Annotated in this window: 14 protein-coding genes; 4 read left to right on the plus strand and 10 right to left on the minus strand. The window is 68.8% G+C overall.

The genetic code is table 11. The annotated features are described in order from the left end of the window. Window positions 1-2: 2 nt before the first annotated feature. From pyrF to A7G45_RS17930, 8 genes are all read right to left on the minus strand, one after another. Entirely contained in the window at window positions 3-809 is an 807-nt protein-coding gene (pyrF, locus tag A7G45_RS17895) for an orotidine-5'-phosphate decarboxylase (protein ID WP_260939080.1), read from the minus strand. After that, a complete protein-coding gene (carB, locus tag A7G45_RS17900; RefSeq protein ID WP_260939082.1) occupies window positions 806-4147 on the minus strand; it encodes a carbamoyl-phosphate synthase large subunit in 3342 nt (1113 codons plus the stop codon). Before carB ends, pyrF begins: the two co-directional genes overlap by 4 nt. Continuing rightward, window positions 4147-5298 carry a glutamine-hydrolyzing carbamoyl-phosphate synthase small subunit gene (carA, locus tag A7G45_RS17905; protein ID WP_260939084.1) on the minus strand — a complete coding sequence of 384 codons (1152 nt, stop codon included), beginning with the start codon at window positions 5296-5298 and terminating at the stop codon, window positions 4147-4149. Before carA ends, carB begins: the two co-directional genes overlap by 1 nt. Next, window positions 5295-5798: a PH-like domain-containing protein gene (locus A7G45_RS17910; protein ID WP_260939087.1), complete on the minus strand. Its 504-nt coding sequence runs from the start codon at window positions 5796-5798 to the stop codon at window positions 5295-5297. The genes carA and A7G45_RS17910 overlap by 4 nt, the downstream gene beginning before the upstream one ends. Further along, entirely contained in the window at window positions 5795-7078 is a 1284-nt protein-coding gene (locus A7G45_RS17915) for a dihydroorotase (RefSeq protein ID WP_260939089.1), read from the minus strand. The genes A7G45_RS17910 and A7G45_RS17915 overlap by 4 nt, the downstream gene beginning before the upstream one ends. Further along, window positions 7075-8019, minus strand: coding sequence for an aspartate carbamoyltransferase catalytic subunit (locus tag A7G45_RS17920; protein ID WP_260939091.1), 945 nt, complete (start codon window positions 8017-8019; stop codon window positions 7075-7077). The genes A7G45_RS17915 and A7G45_RS17920 overlap by 4 nt, the downstream gene beginning before the upstream one ends. Then, window positions 8016-8612, minus strand: coding sequence for a bifunctional pyr operon transcriptional regulator/uracil phosphoribosyltransferase PyrR (pyrR, locus tag A7G45_RS17925; protein ID WP_276525135.1), 597 nt, complete (start codon window positions 8610-8612; stop codon window positions 8016-8018). Before pyrR ends, A7G45_RS17920 begins: the two co-directional genes overlap by 4 nt. 67 nt (window positions 8613-8679) lie before the next feature. Next, window positions 8680-9984, minus strand: a complete 1305-nt coding sequence (locus tag A7G45_RS17930; RefSeq protein ID WP_260939786.1) for an MFS transporter — start codon at window positions 9982-9984, stop codon at window positions 8680-8682. A gap of 137 nt (window positions 9985-10121) precedes the next feature. On the opposite strand from A7G45_RS17930, the gene A7G45_RS17935 reads away from it, so the two are divergent. Further along, complete coding sequence (locus A7G45_RS17935) at window positions 10122-11336, plus strand: serine hydrolase domain-containing protein (RefSeq protein ID WP_260939092.1); 1215 nt, start codon at window positions 10122-10124, stop codon at window positions 11334-11336. 1 nt (window position 11337) lies between these two features. On the opposite strand, the gene A7G45_RS17940 is transcribed toward A7G45_RS17935, so the two are convergent. Further along, the gene (locus A7G45_RS17940) at window positions 11338-13008 is read right to left on the minus strand and encodes a sulfatase-like hydrolase/transferase (protein ID WP_260939093.1); all 1671 of its coding nucleotides are present in this window, start codon (window positions 13006-13008) and stop codon (window positions 11338-11340) included. Between the two features lie 74 nt (window positions 13009-13082). Here A7G45_RS17940 and A7G45_RS17945 point away from each other — a divergent pair, with 74 nt between their 5' ends. Further along, a complete protein-coding gene (locus tag A7G45_RS17945; protein WP_260939094.1) occupies window positions 13083-14294 on the plus strand; it encodes an FAD-dependent monooxygenase in 1212 nt (403 codons plus the stop codon). On the opposite strand, the gene A7G45_RS17950 is transcribed toward A7G45_RS17945, so the two are convergent. Beyond that, a complete protein-coding gene (locus tag A7G45_RS17950) occupies window positions 14291-15304 on the minus strand; it encodes an AraC family transcriptional regulator (RefSeq protein WP_260939096.1) in 1014 nt (337 codons plus the stop codon). The two genes, A7G45_RS17945 and A7G45_RS17950, sit on opposite strands and share 4 nt — an antisense overlap. 89 nt (window positions 15305-15393) lie before the next feature. Between A7G45_RS17950 and A7G45_RS17955 the strand changes: the two genes are divergently transcribed. Continuing rightward, window positions 15394-16662 (plus strand): alanine racemase, encoded by a 1269-nt coding sequence (locus A7G45_RS17955; RefSeq protein WP_260939098.1) that lies wholly within the window; start codon window positions 15394-15396, stop codon window positions 16660-16662. Next, on the plus strand, window positions 16659-17966 hold the full coding sequence (locus A7G45_RS17960) for an FAD-linked oxidoreductase, L-gulonolactone oxidase family (RefSeq protein WP_260939101.1): 1308 nt from the start codon (window positions 16659-16661) through the stop codon (window positions 17964-17966). The genes A7G45_RS17955 and A7G45_RS17960 overlap by 4 nt, the downstream gene beginning before the upstream one ends. Window positions 17967-17970 lie beyond the last annotated feature (4 nt).

Genomic DNA, 17970 nt, shown 5'->3' on the forward strand with positions numbered 1-17970 from the left:
CCTCAGGCCAGATAAGCGACGGCATCGCGCAACCGCTCCCCCGCGGCCCGTACGGCCGCGACGTCCGGTCCGGCCCGGAGCACCTCACGCGACACCGCCGGCAGCAGCGTGCCGGGCTGAGCGCCGCCGAGCCCGGCCAGCGCGTCCGGACGGCCACCCTGCGCGCCGACTCCCGGCATCAGCACCGGTCCACCCAGCTGGGACAGGTCGGGCACCTCCGCCAGCGTCGCGCCGACCACGACGCCCACCGAACCATCGGCGGCGGCGTTCACCGCGGCGACGGAGTCAACGATCGATTGCGCCACCGTCCGGTCACCGGCCACCGCGCGCTGCACCGAAGCACCCTCCGGATTGGACGTGGCAGCCAGCACGAACACCCCACGGCCATTGGCGGCCGCGACGTCCAGCAATGGCTGCAGCGAGCCGAAGCCGAGGTACGGCGACGCCGTCACCGCATCGGCGGCCAGCGGCGAATCACCGGCCCAGGCCTGGGCGTAGGCGGCCATGGTGGAGCCGATGTCGCCGCGCTTGGCATCGGCCAGCACCAGCACGCCGGCCTCCTGCAGCCGGGCAATGGTCCGCTCCAGGACGGCAAAGCCGGCCGAACCGTAGGCCTCGAAAAACGCGACCTGCGGCTTGACGATCGCGAAACCCGCGAACGCCTCGACGCAGATGTCGCTGAACGCCGCCACGCCGTCCGCCGAAACGGGCAGACCCCAGGCCGTCAGCAGCTCCGGGTGCGGGTCGATGCCAAGGCACAGCGGACCCCGCTGTGCCATGGCAGCGCGCAGTTTTGAGCCGAAGCTCACTTGGCACCCAACTGGCTGTGCAGCTCCTGCAGCGACCGGACCCCGATGTCTCCGCGGATGCCGGCTTCGATGCCCTGCACCGCGGCCGAGGCGCCCTGCACCGTCGTCACGCACGGGATGCTGGCCGACACGGCGGCCGACCGAATCTCGTAGCCGTCGATGCGCGGACCCGAGTTGCCGTACGGCGTGTTGATCACCATGTCGACCTCGCCGGCCTTGATGGCGTCGACCGCCGACATCGCCGGCCGGTCCGGGCTGGGTTCTTCGAAGTTCTTACGCACAACCTCACACGGAATGCCGTTGCGGCGCAGCATCTCCGCGGTGCCCTCGGTGGCCAGCACCCGGAAGCCGAGATCGGCCAGGCGCTTGACCGGGAACACCAGCGAGCGCTTGTCGCGGTTGGCCACCGACACGAACACCGTGCCGCCCGAGGGCAGCGAGCCGTAGGCCGCAGTCTGGCTCTTGGCGAAGGCGGTACCGAAATCGCTGTCGATACCCATGACCTCGCCCGTCGACTTCATCTCCGGCCCGAGCAGCGAATCGACCTGCGAGCCATCGGCTTTGCGGAACCGGTGGAACGGCAGCACGGCTTCCTTCACCGCGATCGGCGCGTTGGACGCGACAGTGGCACCGTCGCCCTCGGCGACCAGGATGCCTTCGGCACGCAGCTGGGCGATGGTAGCGCCCAGCATGATCCGGGCACAGGCCTTGGCGAGCGGCACGGCGGTGGCCTTCGAGACGAAGGGCACGGTCCGGCTGGCACGCGGGTTGGCCTCCAGCACGTAGAGCACGTCGTCCTTGAGCGCGTACTGCACGTTGAGCAGCCCGACCACGCCGATGCCGTGGGCGATGGCTTCGGTGGCCTTCCGCACGGCGGCGATGTCGGTGCGGCCCAACGTGACCGGCGGCAGCGCACAGGCCGAGTCGCCGGAGTGGATACCGGCCTCCTCGATGTGCTCCATCACGCCGCCGATGTACACCTCGGTGCCGTCGCACAGGGCGTCGACGTCGATCTCGATGGCGTCTTCGAGGAACCGGTCGACCAGCACCGGGTGCTCGGGTGAGAGCTCGGTGGCGCGCTCGATGTAGCCCTGCAGGGTCTGCTCGTCGTAGACGATCTCCATGCCGCGGCCGCCCAGCACGTACGACGGACGCACCAGGACCGGGTAACCGATGTCGGCGGCGATGCGGCGGGCCTGCTCGAAACTCGTTGCGGTGCCGAAGCGCGGGGCGGGCAACCCGGCCAAGCGCAGCACCTCACCGAACTCGCCGCGATCCTCGGCCAGGTCGATGGCCTTGGGGCTGGTACCGACGATCGGCACGCCGGCCTTCTCCAGCCGGTCGGCCAGGCCAAGCGGCGTCTGGCCACCGAGCTGGACGATCACGCCGACCACGCCCGGGCCGCCGGCCCCCGAGGCCTGCTCGGCGTGGTAGACCTCGAGCACGTCCTCGAAGGTGAGCGGCTCGAAGTACAGCCGGTCAGCGGTGTCGTAGTCTGTCGAGACGGTCTCCGGGTTGCAGTTGACCATGACGGTCTCGAATCCGGCGTCGCTCAACGTGGTTGCCGCGTGCACGCAGCTGTAGTCGAACTCGATGCCCTGCCCGATGCGGTTCGGGCCGGAGCCCAGGATCAGCACCTTGGGCTTCTCGGTCTGCGGGGCCACCTCGGTCTCGGCCGCGGGGTCCAGCTCGTAGCTGCTGTAGTGGTACGGCGTCTTGGCGTCGAACTCAGCGGCACAGGTGTCGACGGTCTTGTACACCGGCCGGATGCCGAGCCGCTCGCGCAGCGCGCGCACGCCGGTCTCGCCCGCCAATTCCGGCCGCAGCGCGGCGATCTGGCGGTCGGACAGGCCGCTGTGCTTGGCCCGACGCAGCAGGCGCTCATTGAGCACCGGGGCGTCGACGAGTTCGCCGCGCAGCGCCACCAGGGTGGCGATCTGGTCGATGAACCACGGGTCCACCCCGGATGCCTCGGCCACGGCCTCGACCGAACCACCAAGGCGCAGCGCCTGTTCGATGTCATAGAGCCGGCCGTCGGTCGCGGTGCGCAGTCCGTCGAGCAGCTCGTCGAGGGTCTTGTCGACATCAAGACCGGTCCAGAAGCCGGCCCGCTTGGTCTCCAGCGACCGCATCACCTTGCCGAGCGCCTCGATGAAGTTGCGGCCCAACGACATCGCCTCGCCCACCGACTTCATGGTGGTGGTCAGGGTCTGGTCAGCGCCGGGGAACTTCTCGAACGCGAACCGCGGCGCCTTGACCACGACGTAGTCGAGGGTTGGCTCGAAACAGGCCGGCGTTTCCTTGGTGATGTCGTTGACGATCTCGTCGAGGGTGTAGCCGATGGCCAGCTTGGCGGCGATCTTGGCGATCGGGAAACCCGTTGCCTTGGAAGCCAATGCACTCGACCGCGACACCCGCGGGTTCATCTCGATGACGATCAGGCGGCCGTCGGCCGGGTTGATGGCGAACTGGATGTTGCAGCCACCGGTGTCGACGCCGACCTCGCGCAGGATCGCGATGCCCAGGTCACGCATCTTCTGGTATTCGCGGTCGGTCAGGGTCATGGCGGGCGCGACGGTCACCGAGTCACCCGTGTGCACACCCATCGGATCGAAGTTCTCGATCGAGCAGACGATCACCACGTTGTCGTGATGGTCGCGCATCAGCTCGAGCTCGTATTCCTTCCAGCCGTAGATCGATTCCTCGATCAGCACATTGGCAGAAGGCGATGCGGCCAGGCCCTCGCCGGCCATCCGCTCCACGTCCTCGTTGGTGTAGGCCATCCCCGAGCCCAGACCGCCCATGGTGAAGGACGGCCGAACCACCACCGGCAGACCCAGGTCGGCGACGGTGTCGCGGACCTCGTCCATGGTGAAACAGACCCGGCTGCGGGCCGATTCGCCGCCCACCTTGGCGACGATGTCCTTGAACTTCTGCCGGTCCTCGCCGCGCTGGATGGCGTCGAAGTCCGCGCCGATCATCTCGACGCCGTACTTCTCCAGCACACCGTTCTCGTGCAGCGCGACCGCGGTGTTGAGCGCCGTCTGCCCGCCGAGGGTGGCCAATACCGCGTCGATCTTGTTGCCGCGCTCGGCCTGTTGCGCAAAAATCTTCTCGACGAAGGCCGCGGTGATGGGCTCGACGTACGTGTTGTCGGCGTACTCCGGGTCGGTCATGATCGTGGCCGGGTTGGAGTTGATCAGGCTGACCTGCAGCCCCTCGGCGCGCAGCACGCGGCAGGCCTGGGTGCCCGAGTAGTCGAACTCACAGGCCTGGCCGATGACGATCGGGCCGGACCCGATGACCAGGATGTGGTTGAGGTCTGTACGGCGCGGCATTACTTGTCCCCTGCCATGAGATCGGCGAACTTGTCGAACAGGTACTCGGCGTCGTGTGGGCCGGCCGCCGCCTCCGGGTGGTACTGCACCGAGAAGGCGCGACCGTCGAGTAGCGAAACACCCTCCACCACACCGTCGTTGGCGCAGGTGTGGCTGACCACCGCGCGACCGAACGGGGTGTCGAACTCTTCCCCGGCTTCACCTTCCAGCGCGAAGCCGTGGTTCTGCGCGGTGATCGCGATACGGCCGGTGGCCTTTTCCACCACCGGGATGTTGATGCCGCGGTGGCCGAAGGTCATCTTGTAGGTGGACCGGCCGAAGGCGCGGCCCAGAATCTGGTTGCCGAAGCAGATGCCGAACAACGGAATTCCGGCCGACAGCACCTGCTTGGTGAACTCGACCATGTGGTCGGCGGTCGCCGGGTCACCCGGGCCGTTGGACAGGAACACCCCGTCGACCTTGAGGTCGGCGATCTCGTCGAACGTCACCGACGACGGCAGCACGTGGCTGCGGATGCCGCGGGCCGCGAAGTTGCGCGGGGTGTTGGTCTTGATGCCGAGGTCGATGGCCGCGATGGAAAAGCGGTGCGCCCCATTGGGTTCCACCACATATCCGCCATCGGTGCTGACCTCGCCGGCCAGGTCCGCGCCGAGCATCGACGGCTGGTTGCGCACGCGGTCCACCAGCTCATCGACGGACGCCGGACCCGCGCCTGATGTCGCCGCCAAAGCGGCTCCGGAGAACACGCCGGCCTTCATCGACCCGAAGTTGCGCAGGTGGCGCACGATGGCGCGGGTGTCGACGCCGGCGACGCCGACGATGCCCTGACGCACGAGTTCGTCGTCGAGGGTGCCGGTGGCCCGCCAGTTCGAGGCGCGCGGCGACGGGTCCCGGACCACGTAGCCCGCGACCCAGATCTTGTCGTCGCGGCTCTCGTTGTCCTCGCCGTTCCAGCCGGTGTTGCCGATCTGCGGGGCGGTGGCCACCACGATCTGCCGGTGGTAGCTCGGGTCGGTCAGGGTCTCCTGGTAGCCGGACATGCCGGTGGAGAACACCGCCTCTCCCAGGGTCTGGCCCACGGCGCCGAACGGTGTTCCGGTGAACACCCGGCCGTCCTCCAGCACCAGCACGGCGGTCTGGTCACTCGTCACTTACTGTCCTCCTCAACCCATTTGGCCAGTTCGCGACGGTCGTCGCTGCGGAATCCGGTATCGATTTCGGTGCCCGACGGGAGTTGCCACCGGATGGCGAGAATCCCGTCGTAGGTGAGCACCTTGCCGGCGATGGCCCGCTCGGTGCGGATCGCGGTGATGGATTCCTCGGGAATCCAGATCGGGCTGCCGCCGGTGAGCTGCAGCATGATGCCTTCGGGGTAGCGCGTCAGTACGGCCTTGCTACGAAAGCCGAGGGAGCCCACGGCAATTCGGTCCTGCCAGCTCGGCGTGAAGGTGCTGCCGATGTACATGCCCTTGGTGGCCGAGACCGTCGCCGGCCCCACGGTGTCGGGCAGCGCGGGCAGCAGCCCGACGGCGCCGGCCTGGCGCTGCACCCGGTGCATCCAGCCCTTGAGCATCTGCCGGATCGCGAACCCGAGCAGCACCAGCAAGACGGCGGCCAGCACCAGGTAGGTGATCAAAGTGCCGGTATTCACGCCGGCGACCGCCCGTCCTGCGCAGTCACCTTGCCGCGCAGCATCGTCAGGGTGACGGTGGCGGGCAGCGTCATCGACTCGTACGGCGTGTTGTCCGAACGGCTGGCCAGGCCGGTGCCCTGCACCGTCCAGGTGGCGTCGGGATTCACCACGGTCAGGTTGGCGGGTTCGCCGACCGCCAGCGGGCGGCCCTGGTCGGGCAGGCCGACGATGGCGGCCGGGGCCTCGCTCATCACGCGGGCGACGTCGCGCCAGCTGAGCAGGCCGGGCGCCACCATGGTTTCGACGACGACCGACAGTGCGGTCTGCAGGCCGAGCATGCCGGGCCGGGCGTGGGCGAACTCGCACATCTTCTCGTGTTCGGCGTGCGGGGCGTGATCGGTTGCGACGCAGTCGATCACCCCGTCGGCCAGGGCTTGGCGCAGCGCCTCGGCGTCGCTGGCCTCGCGCAGCGGCGGGTTGACCCGGTTGCGGCCGTCGTAATCAGTCAAGCGCGAGTCGTCCAGCAACAGGTGGTGCGGGGTGACCTCGGCGGTGATCGAAATGCCCTGGGCCTTGGCCCACTTGATCAGCTCGACGGTGCCCGCGGTGGAGGCGTGGCAGATGTGCACCCGGGCACCGGCGTCGCGGGCCAGGATCGCGTCGCGGGCCACGATGGACTCTTCGGCCGAGCGCGGCCAGCCGGCCAATCCCAGCCGGGCGGCGTTCGGGCCTTCGTGCGCGACGGCGTCGACGGTCAGGCGCGGTTCCTCGGCGTGCTGGGCGATCAGGACCCCGAGTCCCGCTGCGTATTCCAGGGCCCGGCGCATCACCAGCGGGTCGTCGACGCAGATGCCGTCGTCGGAGAACATCCGGACCTGCCCGGCGCCGGCGGCCATCAGGCCCATCTCGGTGAGCTGCTTGCCGTCGAGTCCGACGGTGACCGCGCCGACCGGGTGCACGTCGACCAGGCCGACCTGCTGCCCGCGGTGCCAGACGTGGTCGGTGACGACGACGGTGTCGGCGACCGGATCGGTGTTGGCCATGGCGAACACCGCGGTGTAGCCACCGAGAGCGGCTGCCGCCGAACCGGTTTCGATGTCCTCGGCGTATTCGCGGCCGGGCTCGCGCAGGTGGGTGTGCAGGTCCACGAAGCCGGGCAGCATGACCTGGCCCGCGGCCTCGATGACCTCGTCACCGGTCAGGCCGGTCCCGATTTCGGCGATCTGCCCATCGGCGATCAGCACGTCGACCGGATCGCCCTCGCCGTAGAGGCGAACGCCACGAATCAAGACACTCATGCGATCACCTCCCGGCCGGCGCCCACGAGAAGCTGGAACAGCACTGCCATGCGCACATGCACCCCATTCGAAACCTGTTGCAGTACAGCTGATTGCGACGAATCCGCGACCGACGACGCGATCTCCATGCCGCGCAGCATCGGACCGGGGTGCAGCACCACCGTGTCCTCGCTCAAGCCGGCCAGGCGCTTCTCCGACAGGCCGAAGCGCACCGAGTACTCGCGCGCCGACGGGAAGAACGCGCCGTTCATCCGCTCGGCCTGCACGCGCAGCATCAGCACCGCATCGGCGGCCGGCAGTTCGGCGTCCAGGTCATTCGAGACGGTCACCGGCCAGTCCCCGACGCCGACCGGCAGCAGCGTCGGCGGCGCCACCAGCACCACCTCGGCGCCGAGTGTCGACAGCAGCGAGACATTCGAGCGCGCCACCCGGCTGTGCAGGATGTCGCCGACGATCACCACCCGCCGGCCCTCGATACCGCCGAGGCGCTGGCGGATGGTCAGCGCATCCAGCAGGGCCTGCGTCGGGTGTTCGTGGGTGCCGTCGCCGGCATTGATCACAGACGGACCACCGTGCTCGTCAAGCGTCCAGGCCGCAAGTTGTTGTGCCGCACCGGAAGCCGGGTGCCGGATGATCAGCGCGTCGGCTCCGGCGGCGCGCAGGGTCAGCGCGGTGTCCCGCAGCGACTCCCCCTTGGCCACCGAGGATCCGGAGGCGCTGACGTTGATGACGTCGGCGCTCATCCACTTACCGGCGACCTCGAACGACACCCGGGTGCGGGTGGAGTTCTCGTAGAACATGGTGATCACGGTGCGGCCGCGCAACGTCGGCAGCTTCTTGACGTCGCGGCCCAGCAGCGCTTCGCGGAACCTGTCGGCGTCGTCGAGGATGGCCGTGGCCTGTTCGCGACTCAGGTCCGAGGCGGACAGCAGATGCTTCACCTGGTGGGTCCTCCGTAAGGGGCAATGGAGACGTGGTCGTCTCCGCCGTCGGTTTCAGACAGGCGCACCTTGACGTTCTCGCTGCGCGACGTCGGGACGTTCTTGCCGACGTAGTCGGCCCGGATGGGCAGTTCGCGGTGGCCGCGGTCGACGAGGACGGCCAACTGCACCATGCGGGGGCGGCCGATGTCGCGCAGCGCGTCCAGGGCCGAGCGGACGGAGCGGCCGGAGTAGAGGACGTCGTCGACGAGGATCACCGTCGCGTCGTCGATGCCGCCCTCCGGAATCGAGGTCGAGGCCAGCGCCCGCGGCGGCTTGAAGTTGAGGTCGTCGCGGTACAGCGTGATGTCGAGCGCTCCGGTGGGCAATTCGGTACCGGAGAATTCCTTCACCTTCTCGGCGATCCGGGCGGCCAGGGTGACGCCGCGGGTCGGGATGCCGAGGAGCACGACGCGCGGTGCGTCGGGCGCGTCGAGCGCGGTCTTTTCGATGATCTGGTGCGCGATGCGCGAGATGGTCCGGCCGACGTCGGCGGCGGACAGCAATTCCCGGTCGGTGGGGTCACCGGACACGCCAGTTTCGTGAGCAGCCACGAGTACCTGACCTCCTTCTCCGCCTCTCTGGACGGATCGTTAAAGGACGTCTAACTAGCCGCGTAGCTTAGCAGGCCGCCACCGCGTTGCCGTCAGGCATGGTGTCCTGCGCTTCGTCGAGCACCGCCCCCCGGGTTTCCGGCAGCACCAGCGTGCAGACGATGCTGACCAGCACGAAGACGGCGATCATCAGGCCAACGGCCCAGCTCCCGAGCGCGGCCACCAGCGGCCCGGCGACCAGCGGCGGCAACGCACCGCCGACGATCCCGGCGAGGTTGAAGGCCATGCCGGCACCGGTGTAGCGGTAGCGGGTGGCGAACGTCTCAGGCAGGAACGCCCCGATCGGTCCGTAGGCGAGCCCGAAGATGCAGAAGATGCCGGCGATCGCCACCGCGAAGGCCACCGGGGACCCGGAGTCGATCAGCGGCATGACGAGGAATGCCCACGGCAGCGCCAGCCCGAAGCCGACCAGGATGATGCGGCGCCGGCCGTACCGGTCGCACAGCACGGCCGAGATCGCCGAGAACACCATGAGCGATACGCCCGCGAGCACACCGACGGCGAGGATCAGGGTCCGCGGATGGTGGATGCGGGTGCTGGCGTAGCTCATCAGGTAGGTACCGCCGAGGAAGCTCATGGTGAAGATGCCGACCATGCAGCCGGCACCGAGCAACACCTGCTTGCTCTGCCGGCGCATCAGTTCCGACAGCGGCGCGCGGGGCACCGTGCCCCGCTTCTGCTCCGCCACGAACACCGGGGTCTCGTCGATGCTCAACCGGACGTACAGCGCCACGGCCAGCAGCACCGCGCTGAACAGGAACGGCAGCCGCCAGCCCCAGTCCAGGAACACCGGGCTCTTCTCCCCGATCGTCACATTGGCGATCAGCACCACCAGGTTGCTGACCGCCAGGCCGGCGCCCGCGCCCAGTTGGGTGAACATCCCGTACATGCCGCGTTTTCCGGCCGGGGCGTATTCGGCGGACAGCAGTGCCGAACCGGCCCATTCCCCGCCCACCGCGAAGCCCTGGAACACGCGCAGCGTCAGCAGGATGATCGGCGCGGCGATGCCGATCGACGCCGAGCTGGGCACCAGGCCGACACCGACGGTGGACAGGCCCATGATGAGCAGTGTCGCGACGAGAGTCTTCTTGCGGCCCAGGCGATCTCCGAAATGCCCGAAGACTGCCGCGCCGATCGGGCGGGCCAGGAACGCGACCGCGAAGGTGGCCAGCGACGAGATGGTCGCCATGGCGGGCGGCAGGTTCGGGAAGAACACCTGCGGGAAGATCAGCGCCGCGGCGGTCCCGTAGATGTAGAAGTCGTAGAACTCGATCGCGGTGCCGATGAAACTGGCGAACGCCACCTTGTTCATCGGAGTGTGCGGGGTCGACGGGTCTGCAGCCACGTCAGGCAGTATTGCCTACCGCCAGTCTGCTGCTGATCGATTTACTTCCCGATGGCTCGGATGGCGCCGCGAGCGCCCCGCTGTCACCGGCTAACGTGACCGGGGTGAATCTCGACGCGAACACCGAATCGGTCAGCGCGGCGATCGACACCGGCCTGCTGGCCGGGGCGGTCACGCTGGTGTGGCAGGACGGCGCGGTCCGGCAGGTCAACACCCTCGGTCACCGTGACGTGGACGCCAAGCTGCCGATGGAGCGCGACACCGTCTTCCGTATCGCGTCGATGTCCAAGCCCGTCACCGTCGCCGCCGCGATGACGCTGGTCGACGAAGGCCGGCTGGCGCTGACCGATCCCATCGCGAACTGGGTGCCCGAGCTGGCCAACCCGCGCGTGATGACGAGCCTCGACGGGCCGCTGGACCGCTCTGTGCCTGCGCGACGGCCCATCACCATCGAGGATCTGATGACCCACCGCGGCGGCCTGGCCTACGGGTTCACGGTGCCGCCGCCACTGGGCAAGGCCTACAACAAGTTGCAGTCGCTGCAGGATCCGGACCGCTGGCTGGCCGAGCTCGGCCAACTGCCGCTGGCCCATCAGCCCGGTGACGCGCTGACCTACAGCCAATCGACCGACGTGCTGGGCTTCATCCTGTCCCGCCTCGAGGGCAAGCCGCTGCCAGATGTGTTGACGGAGCGCATCTTCAAGCCGCTCAACATGGTGGACACCGGTTTCGCGGTGACACACTCGGGCCGGCGGCGAGCCGCGACGATGTACCAGCTGGCCCCCAACGGGGACACGCTGACGCTCCAGCCCGGAAAAATGGGGCCGCCCCAGGTGATGCCGCCGACGTTCTGCGCCGGCGGCGGCGGACTGTGGTCGACCGTCGACGACTATCTGACGTTCGCGCGGATGCTGCTGGCCGGCGGCGAGGTCGACGGGGTTCGGGTGCTGTCGGAGGAATCGGTGGCGTCGATGCGCACGGACCGGCTCACCGCCGAGCAGAAGCACCAACAGTTCCTGGGCGCGCCGTTCTGGATCGGCCGCGGCTTCGGGTTGAACCTGTCTCTGGTCACCGACGAGGCCAAGGCCACGCCGTTCTTCGGTCCGGGCGGCCCGGGCACGTTCAGCTGGCCGGGCGCGTTCGGCACCTGGTGGCAGGCCGACCCGAGCGCGAACCTGATCCTGATCTACCTGATCCAGAATCAGCCGGAACTCAGTGTGGATGCCGCCGCCGCGGTCGCCGGCAACGCCTCGCAGGCCAAACTCCGTTCGGCGCGACCGAAATTCGTGAAGCGGACGTACCAGGCGCTGGGCTTGTAGGTCAGCCCGCCCGGGCGACGGTGAGCCGGTGCATGTCGGCCATGCCCTGCTCCTGGGCATCGTGCATCCAGGCCGGCAGCGGTGCCCGCAGCTCGGGCAGCACCTCGTTGTCGAGCAGCCCCTGCAGCTTGGCCTGCTTGCCGCTGCGACCCGCCTGGTTGTCGAGTTCCTGCGCGCCCGAGGGTGACTCGTAGTCGTAGAGCTCGTAGTCGATCTTGCGGGTGCGATCGGTCTCCATGCCGCCGGGCTGCCAGTACGAGTAGCGGCCGAACTTCGCGTCGGGCGTCCGGACCGCGACGATGTGGCTGGGCGCCGACGTCGGAATCTCAGTCGATATCGGCCCGCCACCCATCATCTTCTGCACCGCAGGCGATTTCATCAGTGCCGCCATTTCTTCCACGGACATGTCGTCGGTGGCGTGCGCGACCCAACGGCGGCCCGCCGCACCGGGATTCGCGGCGATGGCGGCGATGTCACTCCGCGCCTGCAGGTAGCTGAAGCGGCTGTCCGAACGCCAGCCGTTGCCGCCGGTGGCGACGGTCAGCAGCAGCGGAGCGATGTCCACACTGGAGGTCAGCTGGCCGCGGCGCTCCCCTGGTTTGGGGGTCAGGTGGCCGGCGGGGTCGTGCACGTACAGCGGCACCCGGATCGACTCTTCGTAGATCGCCGCGCCCTTGCCGCGCAGGCCGTGCGAGCCGGCGTACTCGCCGTGGTCCGAGGTGAACACCACCACGGTGTCGCGCTCCACGTCGGGGCGCGACGCCAGGGTGTCCAGCACCCGGCCGATCTGGACATCCACCTGCTGATGCAGCCACAGATAGTTGTCGAGGCACCGGGTCCACTGCGCCGCCATCTCCGGACCCGAATACGGCACCGGGCCGGTCATCAGCGGCGACATGAAGTTCATGTAGTCGATCTGCAACTGCGGCTTACCGCGGCGGCGCATGTCCTCGGGCGTCTCGAAGTTGACCGGCATCCCGGAGAACACGTGCGGAACATCGTCCGGCAGTGGGTTTCTCGGCCACCAGCAGATGTCGTGCGGATTCACCAGGGACACCGTGGTGCACCACGGGCCGCTGCCGGCGTGGTCGGCGAACCAGCCGTCGAACTGGTCGACGATGGTGTGGTCGACCTGCAGGCCCTGGTTCGGGCCACCGTTGGGCGACGGATACGTGCCACCCGAAAAACCGTGTGCGTCAAGGCCGTCCGGGGTGGTGTCGGAAACGTGACCCAGGTGCCACTTGCCCCACCACCACGTCCGGTAACCCTGCTCGCGCAGCATGGTGCCCCAGGTCGGGAAGCGGGGCGCCAACGTGGACTCGGTGGGTCCCTCACCGGTGTACAGGCACCCCGTCTGGTGCGAGTAGAGCCCCGTGGTCAGGACGCCGCGCGACGGCGTGCACATGTTGGATGCCGAGTAGTGCCGCTCGAAGGACACGCTGCGCTGCCGGAGCCGGTCCAGGTTGGGCAGCAGTTCGCCGAGCCGTTTCGCATCGGGAAACCATTGGGGCGCGCGCATCTGGTCCACGATGACCACCAGGATGTTGGGCCTGCCCGCCGAATGCTCGCGGCCCGCGCGGGACAACAGCTGGTAGCCGCCCACTCCCGCCGCGGCCACCCCCGCTGCCGCCGCTGTGCCCTTGAGAACTGTGCGCCGGTCGATGTCCGCCATGGGGCCAGCCTAAGAGTCATCGATTAGAGCGTGCTGTGAATGCCGGGATGGGCCACATGCCATAGGCTTTCGCTGTGACCCAGCCGACCGTACTGATCAGCGGCGCCGGGATCGCCGGCCCTGCACTGGCCCACTGGCTGGCCGGCAACGGCTACCGGGTGGTGATCGTCGAGGCGGCTCCGGCCATCCGCCCGGGCGGGCAGACGGTCGACCTGCGGGGCGCCGGCCGTGACGTCGTCGCCCGGATGGGCCTGTTGACGGCGATGACCGAACGCTGCCTGTTTCAGCGCGGCATCGCCTGGGTGCGTTCCGACGGCACTCGGCGCGCGGAGATGCCGGTCGAGGCCTTCGACGGCAATGGCATCGTCTCCGCACTCGAGATCCTGCGCGGCGACCTCACCGATGTGCTCTACCAGGCCACCCGCGAGTCGGCGGAGTATCGATTCGGCACGCGGATTTCCGCGATCGAACAGGACGACGACGGTGTCCGGGCCACGCTGACCGATGGCGACGTGATCCGGGCCGACCTGGTCGTCGGGGCCGACGGCCCGCATTCCGCGGTGCGGCAGTTGGCATTCGGACCGGAAGAGCAGTTCATCCGGCGGTTGGGCGGCTACAACGCCTGGTTCACCGCACCGGACATGATCGGCCTGGATGGCTGGTTCCTGATGTTCCAGGCCGCCGGCGGGCTCAACGCGTCACTGCGGCCGGCGCATGACGCGGCGACAGCCAAGGCCGGCTTGGCGTTCCGGTCCGAACCACTCGAATACGACCGCCGAGACCCGGACGCGCAGCGTGCACTGCTGACCGAACGGTTCCGCGACGCCGGCTGGTACTGCGACGAATTACTCAGGGCCGCAGAGCAATCCGAAGATTTCTATTTCGACGATTTCGTCCAGGTGCACATGGACACCTGGTCGGCGGGCCCGGTCACGCTGTGCGGTGACGCCGGCTACTGCGCGTCGCCACTGTCCGGCATGGGCACGAGCCTGGCCCTCGTTGGCGCCTACGTGCTGGCCGGAGAACTCGGGCCGGCCGCGACGCTCGACGCAGCCGGCATCGAGGCGGCGCTGCGGCGATACGAGACGGTCATGCGACCGTACGTCGACCGGTGCCAGGCCCTGCCCGGCGGACTCGACGGGTACGCGCCGATGTCCGAACGCCAGATCGCCGGGGCCGCGTCCGCCATGAAATGGGTGCAGCGCTGGCCGCTGCGCCTGTACGCCGGCCGCAAGTGGTTCTCCACTGCCGAGTCGATCGACCTGCCGGATTATCAACCGGCCTAGGTGGTCGTCCGGTCGTGCGTCGGCGGATGCCCGGTCCATTTGATGTACGCCCGGCGGAATTCCCGCGGGTCGGTGAACCCGACTTCGGTGGCGATGGCGTGAATGGGCATCGACGTCTCCCGGACCAGGTAGCGCGCCCGTTCACTGCGCACCTTGTCGCGCAACGCGATGAACTGCTGCCCGCCGGCGCTCAGGCGACGGCGCAGGGTGCGTTCCGTGACGCCCAGCCGCTTGGCGACCTGAGCCATGGTCAGCGGATCGCGCACGCTGTCGCGCAACATCGTTTCGACCGTCTGCACCACGTCATTGGGCTGCTCACCCCCGGCCACCATGTCCCGGCAGGCGGCCACCGCGACCGCGTGCGTCGCCGGATCAGCGCGGGGTAGACGTCGGGTCCAGAGTGCGTCCGGGAGCGCCACCCGGTTGGCATCGGCGTTGAACAGGACGGGGCAACCGAAGAATTCGCGGTACCGCTGCGCGTACGCGGGCGGCGGGTAACTGACCTGGACGTACGCGGGCGCCAGCCGTGGCAACTCCAGCACGGTCCTGACGGTCACCACGACGCTGCAGAACAGCTCCTCGCACAGGAAGGGCAGCAGCTCCGGTTCCGGATGGCGCTCATAGGCCCGCAGCGCGAAGGTCTCACCGACCCGTTCGGCGGCAACGTCCATCAGGCCGCCGGCGGCCAGTTGCAGTTCGACGCCGACTTCCATTGCGGCGCGGAGGTTCTCCGCGGAGCGAATGGCCAGGCCCAGCACCCCGAACGACAAGAACATGTCCCGCGACCCCACCTCGATCCCGAGACCCCGGTCCGGCATGGCACGCACCGCATGACGCAGGACGTGCGCCGCCTGCCGGAAGGAGACCCGGGCATCGGGGGCATTGAGCGTCTCTGCGGACAGGCCGGTCGTCGCGAGCCACCGGTCGGTGGGCAGGCCCGCCCGGTCGGCGACGTCGACGACGTTGACGAGCACCGACGTCGGGATCAACGCCGCGCTTTCCTGACCCACCTCACCTCCTACACGTGTCCGGTTTTCCCCCCATTGTGGTCACCGATGCCCTCGTGCGCACCCACCGACATGCGGTTAGCTCCCGATCCATGGTCACGTCACTGCCGGTCGATCTGTCGAAGCCGCCCTCTGTCGAGGGGTCGTGGGCGCGTTCCGACACGTATTGGCCGGCATTGACGGCGGCGACTGCACATCTGGACCCGCCGCTCGCGGCCATCGATCTCGGTGCGCTGCACCACAACGTCCACGACCTGCGCCGCCGCGCGGCGGGGACACCGATCCGGGTGGCGTCCAAATCAGTTCGGTCGCGGGCGATCCTGGACGCCGTCACAGCCCTCGACGGCTATGCGGGCGTGCTGGCCTTCACGTTGCCCGAAGCGCTGTGGCTGGCCCAGGGCGACGACGAGCACCCGCAGCACGACGACGTCGTCGTCGGCTACCCGACTGCTGACCGCGCCGCGATCGCCCGCTTGGCGTCGTCGCCGGAGTTGGCGGCACGGGTGACACTCATGGTCGACGACCCGGCCCAACTCGATCTGATCGACGACGTCGCCGCACCGGCGGCGCGGCCCGCGCTGCGGGTCTGCCTGGATCTGGACGCCTCATGGCAGGCACCCGCGCTCGGGCATCTCGGGGTGCGCCGCTCCCCCGTCCACACCGCCGCTCAGGCCCGCACCCTGGCCGCGGCCATCGCGGCCCGCCCGGGCTTCTCGCTGGTCGGCCTCATGTCCTACGAAGCTCAGATCGCCGGGGTCGGTGACGATGTCCGGGGCCAGGCCGCACGGTCGCAGTTGGTCCGCTGGATGCAGCGACGTTCCAAGGACGAACTGCTCGAACGTCGCGGTCTGGCAGTGGCCGCGGTCCGGCAGGTGACGGATCTGGAGTTCGTCAACGGCGGCGGTACCGGATCGATCGAGTTCACCGCCTCGGATCCCGCGGTCACCGAAATCGCGGCCGGCAGTGGTCTTTTCGGCCCACACCTGTTCGACACGTACCGCGGGTTCACACCCGCGCCGGCTGCCGCGTTCGCGCTGTCCGTGGTGCGCAAGCCGACACCGCAGATTGCGACGGTGCTCGGCGGCGGCTGGATCGCGTCCGGACCGCCGGCCCGGGATCGGGTACCGCTGCCGGTCTGGCCGCGCGGGCTGAGTCTGCTGCCGGCCGAGATGGCCGGGGAGGTGCAGACGCCGGTCACCGGAAAGGCCGCCGCCGCACTGAAAGTCGGCGACCGCGTGTGGTTCCGGCACTGCAAGGCCGGTGAGCTCAGCGAGCACGTCGACCGATTCTTGTTGGTCGACAACGGAGAAACCGTCGGCGCGGCGCTCACCTACCGAGGCGAAGGGCAGACGTTCCTATGAGCGGGCAGCAGTGGACGAACTGGGGTCGGTGCGAGACCGCGCAGCCGACGGAGGTGCTGCGGCCCACCACCGCCACGGAGGTGTGCGACGCCGTCACCCGCGCCGGCGCGGCCGGCCGCCGGGTCAAGGTGGTCGGCTCCGGGCACAGCTTCACCGGCATCGCCGTCGCGCCCGATATTCAAATGGACCTGGGCGCTCTGGCCGGTGTCATCGGCGTCGACCGGGACCGCAAGCAGGTCACCGTCGGCGGCGGGACACCGCTGTGGCAGCTGACGCAACTGCTGGCGACGCATGGACTCGCACTCGAGAACATGGGCGATATCGACCGCCAGACCATCTCGGGAGCCATCTCGACCGGCACCCACGGCACCGGTCTGACCTTCGGTGGCCTGGCAACCCAGGTGGTGGGGCTGACCCTGGTCTCGGGCACCGGCGAGCTGGTCCGGATCGATCAGGAGCAGGGCAGCGAATTGCTGCCGGCCGCCCGGGTCGGCCTGGGCGCGCTGGGGATCATCGTCGAGGTGACGCTGCAGTGCGTCCCCGGTTTTGCGATCCACGCCATCGAACGCGTCGAACCGGTCGATGACGTCGTCGCCGCGTTCGATGAACGCTGCACGCAGACAGACCATTTCGAATTCTTCTGGTTCCCGCACACCGACGTCGCGTTCACCAAGGCCAACATCCGGCTGCCCGCCTACACCCAGCTCGAGCCCACCAACCGGGTCTCGCAGTGGATCGAGGAGGAAGTGGTGGAGAACGGTGTGCTGGGTGCGATCTGCGCGGTGGGCAGCGCACTGCCGGCCGCCGTGCCCATGCTGAACCGCACCGTCACCCGGTTCCTGTCCGACCGTGAGCACACGCAGCGCTCCGACCGCGTCTTCACCTCACCGCGGCGGGTGCGGTTCCGCGAGATGGAGTACGCCGTCCCCTATGAGTCGGTGGGCGCCGCGTTCGACGAGGTGCGCAGCCTGATCGCCGAACGGGGCTGGCGCATCGGCTTTCCCATCGAGGTCCGGGCAGCCGCCGCCGACGAGAACTGGTTGTCCACCGCGTATGGGCGCCGCAGTGCGTACCTCGCGGTGCACCGCTACGTACGTGACGACCCGACCGAGTACTTCGCCGCCGTCGAGCAGATCATGCGCCGCTACGACGGGCGACCGCACTGGGGCAAGATGCATGGCCGCACCGCGGCGGACCTGCGAGACAGCTATCCCCGGTTCGACGACTTCCTCGCGGTCCGCGAAAAGCTCGATCCCAGCCGGACTTTCGCCAACGACTACCTACAACAAGTACTCGGAGAGTGAGACC

It is taken from the genome of Mycolicibacterium llatzerense (assembly GCF_025331195.1).
In the GTDB taxonomy this organism is placed as follows: Bacteria; Actinomycetota; Actinomycetes; order Mycobacteriales; family Mycobacteriaceae; genus Mycobacterium; species Mycobacterium llatzerense.

Coding starts and splice junctions, on each gene's coding strand:
- carB (WP_260939082.1), bottom strand. CDS start 4,147: ATGCCGCGCCGTACAGACCTCAACCACATCCTGGTCATCGGGTCCGGC.
- A7G45_RS17915 (WP_260939089.1), bottom strand. CDS start 7,078: ATGAGTGTCTTGATTCGTGGCGTTCGCCTCTACGGCGAGGGCGATCCG.
- A7G45_RS17930 (WP_260939786.1), bottom strand. CDS start 9,984: ATGAACAAGGTGGCGTTCGCCAGTTTCATCGGCACCGCGATCGAGTTC.
- A7G45_RS17940 (WP_260939093.1), bottom strand. CDS start 13,008: ATGGCGGACATCGACCGGCGCACAGTTCTCAAGGGCACAGCGGCGGCA.
- A7G45_RS17955 (WP_260939098.1), top strand. CDS start 15,394: ATGGTCACGTCACTGCCGGTCGATCTGTCGAAGCCGCCCTCTGTCGAG.
- A7G45_RS17960 (WP_260939101.1), top strand. CDS start 16,659: ATGAGCGGGCAGCAGTGGACGAACTGGGGTCGGTGCGAGACCGCGCAG.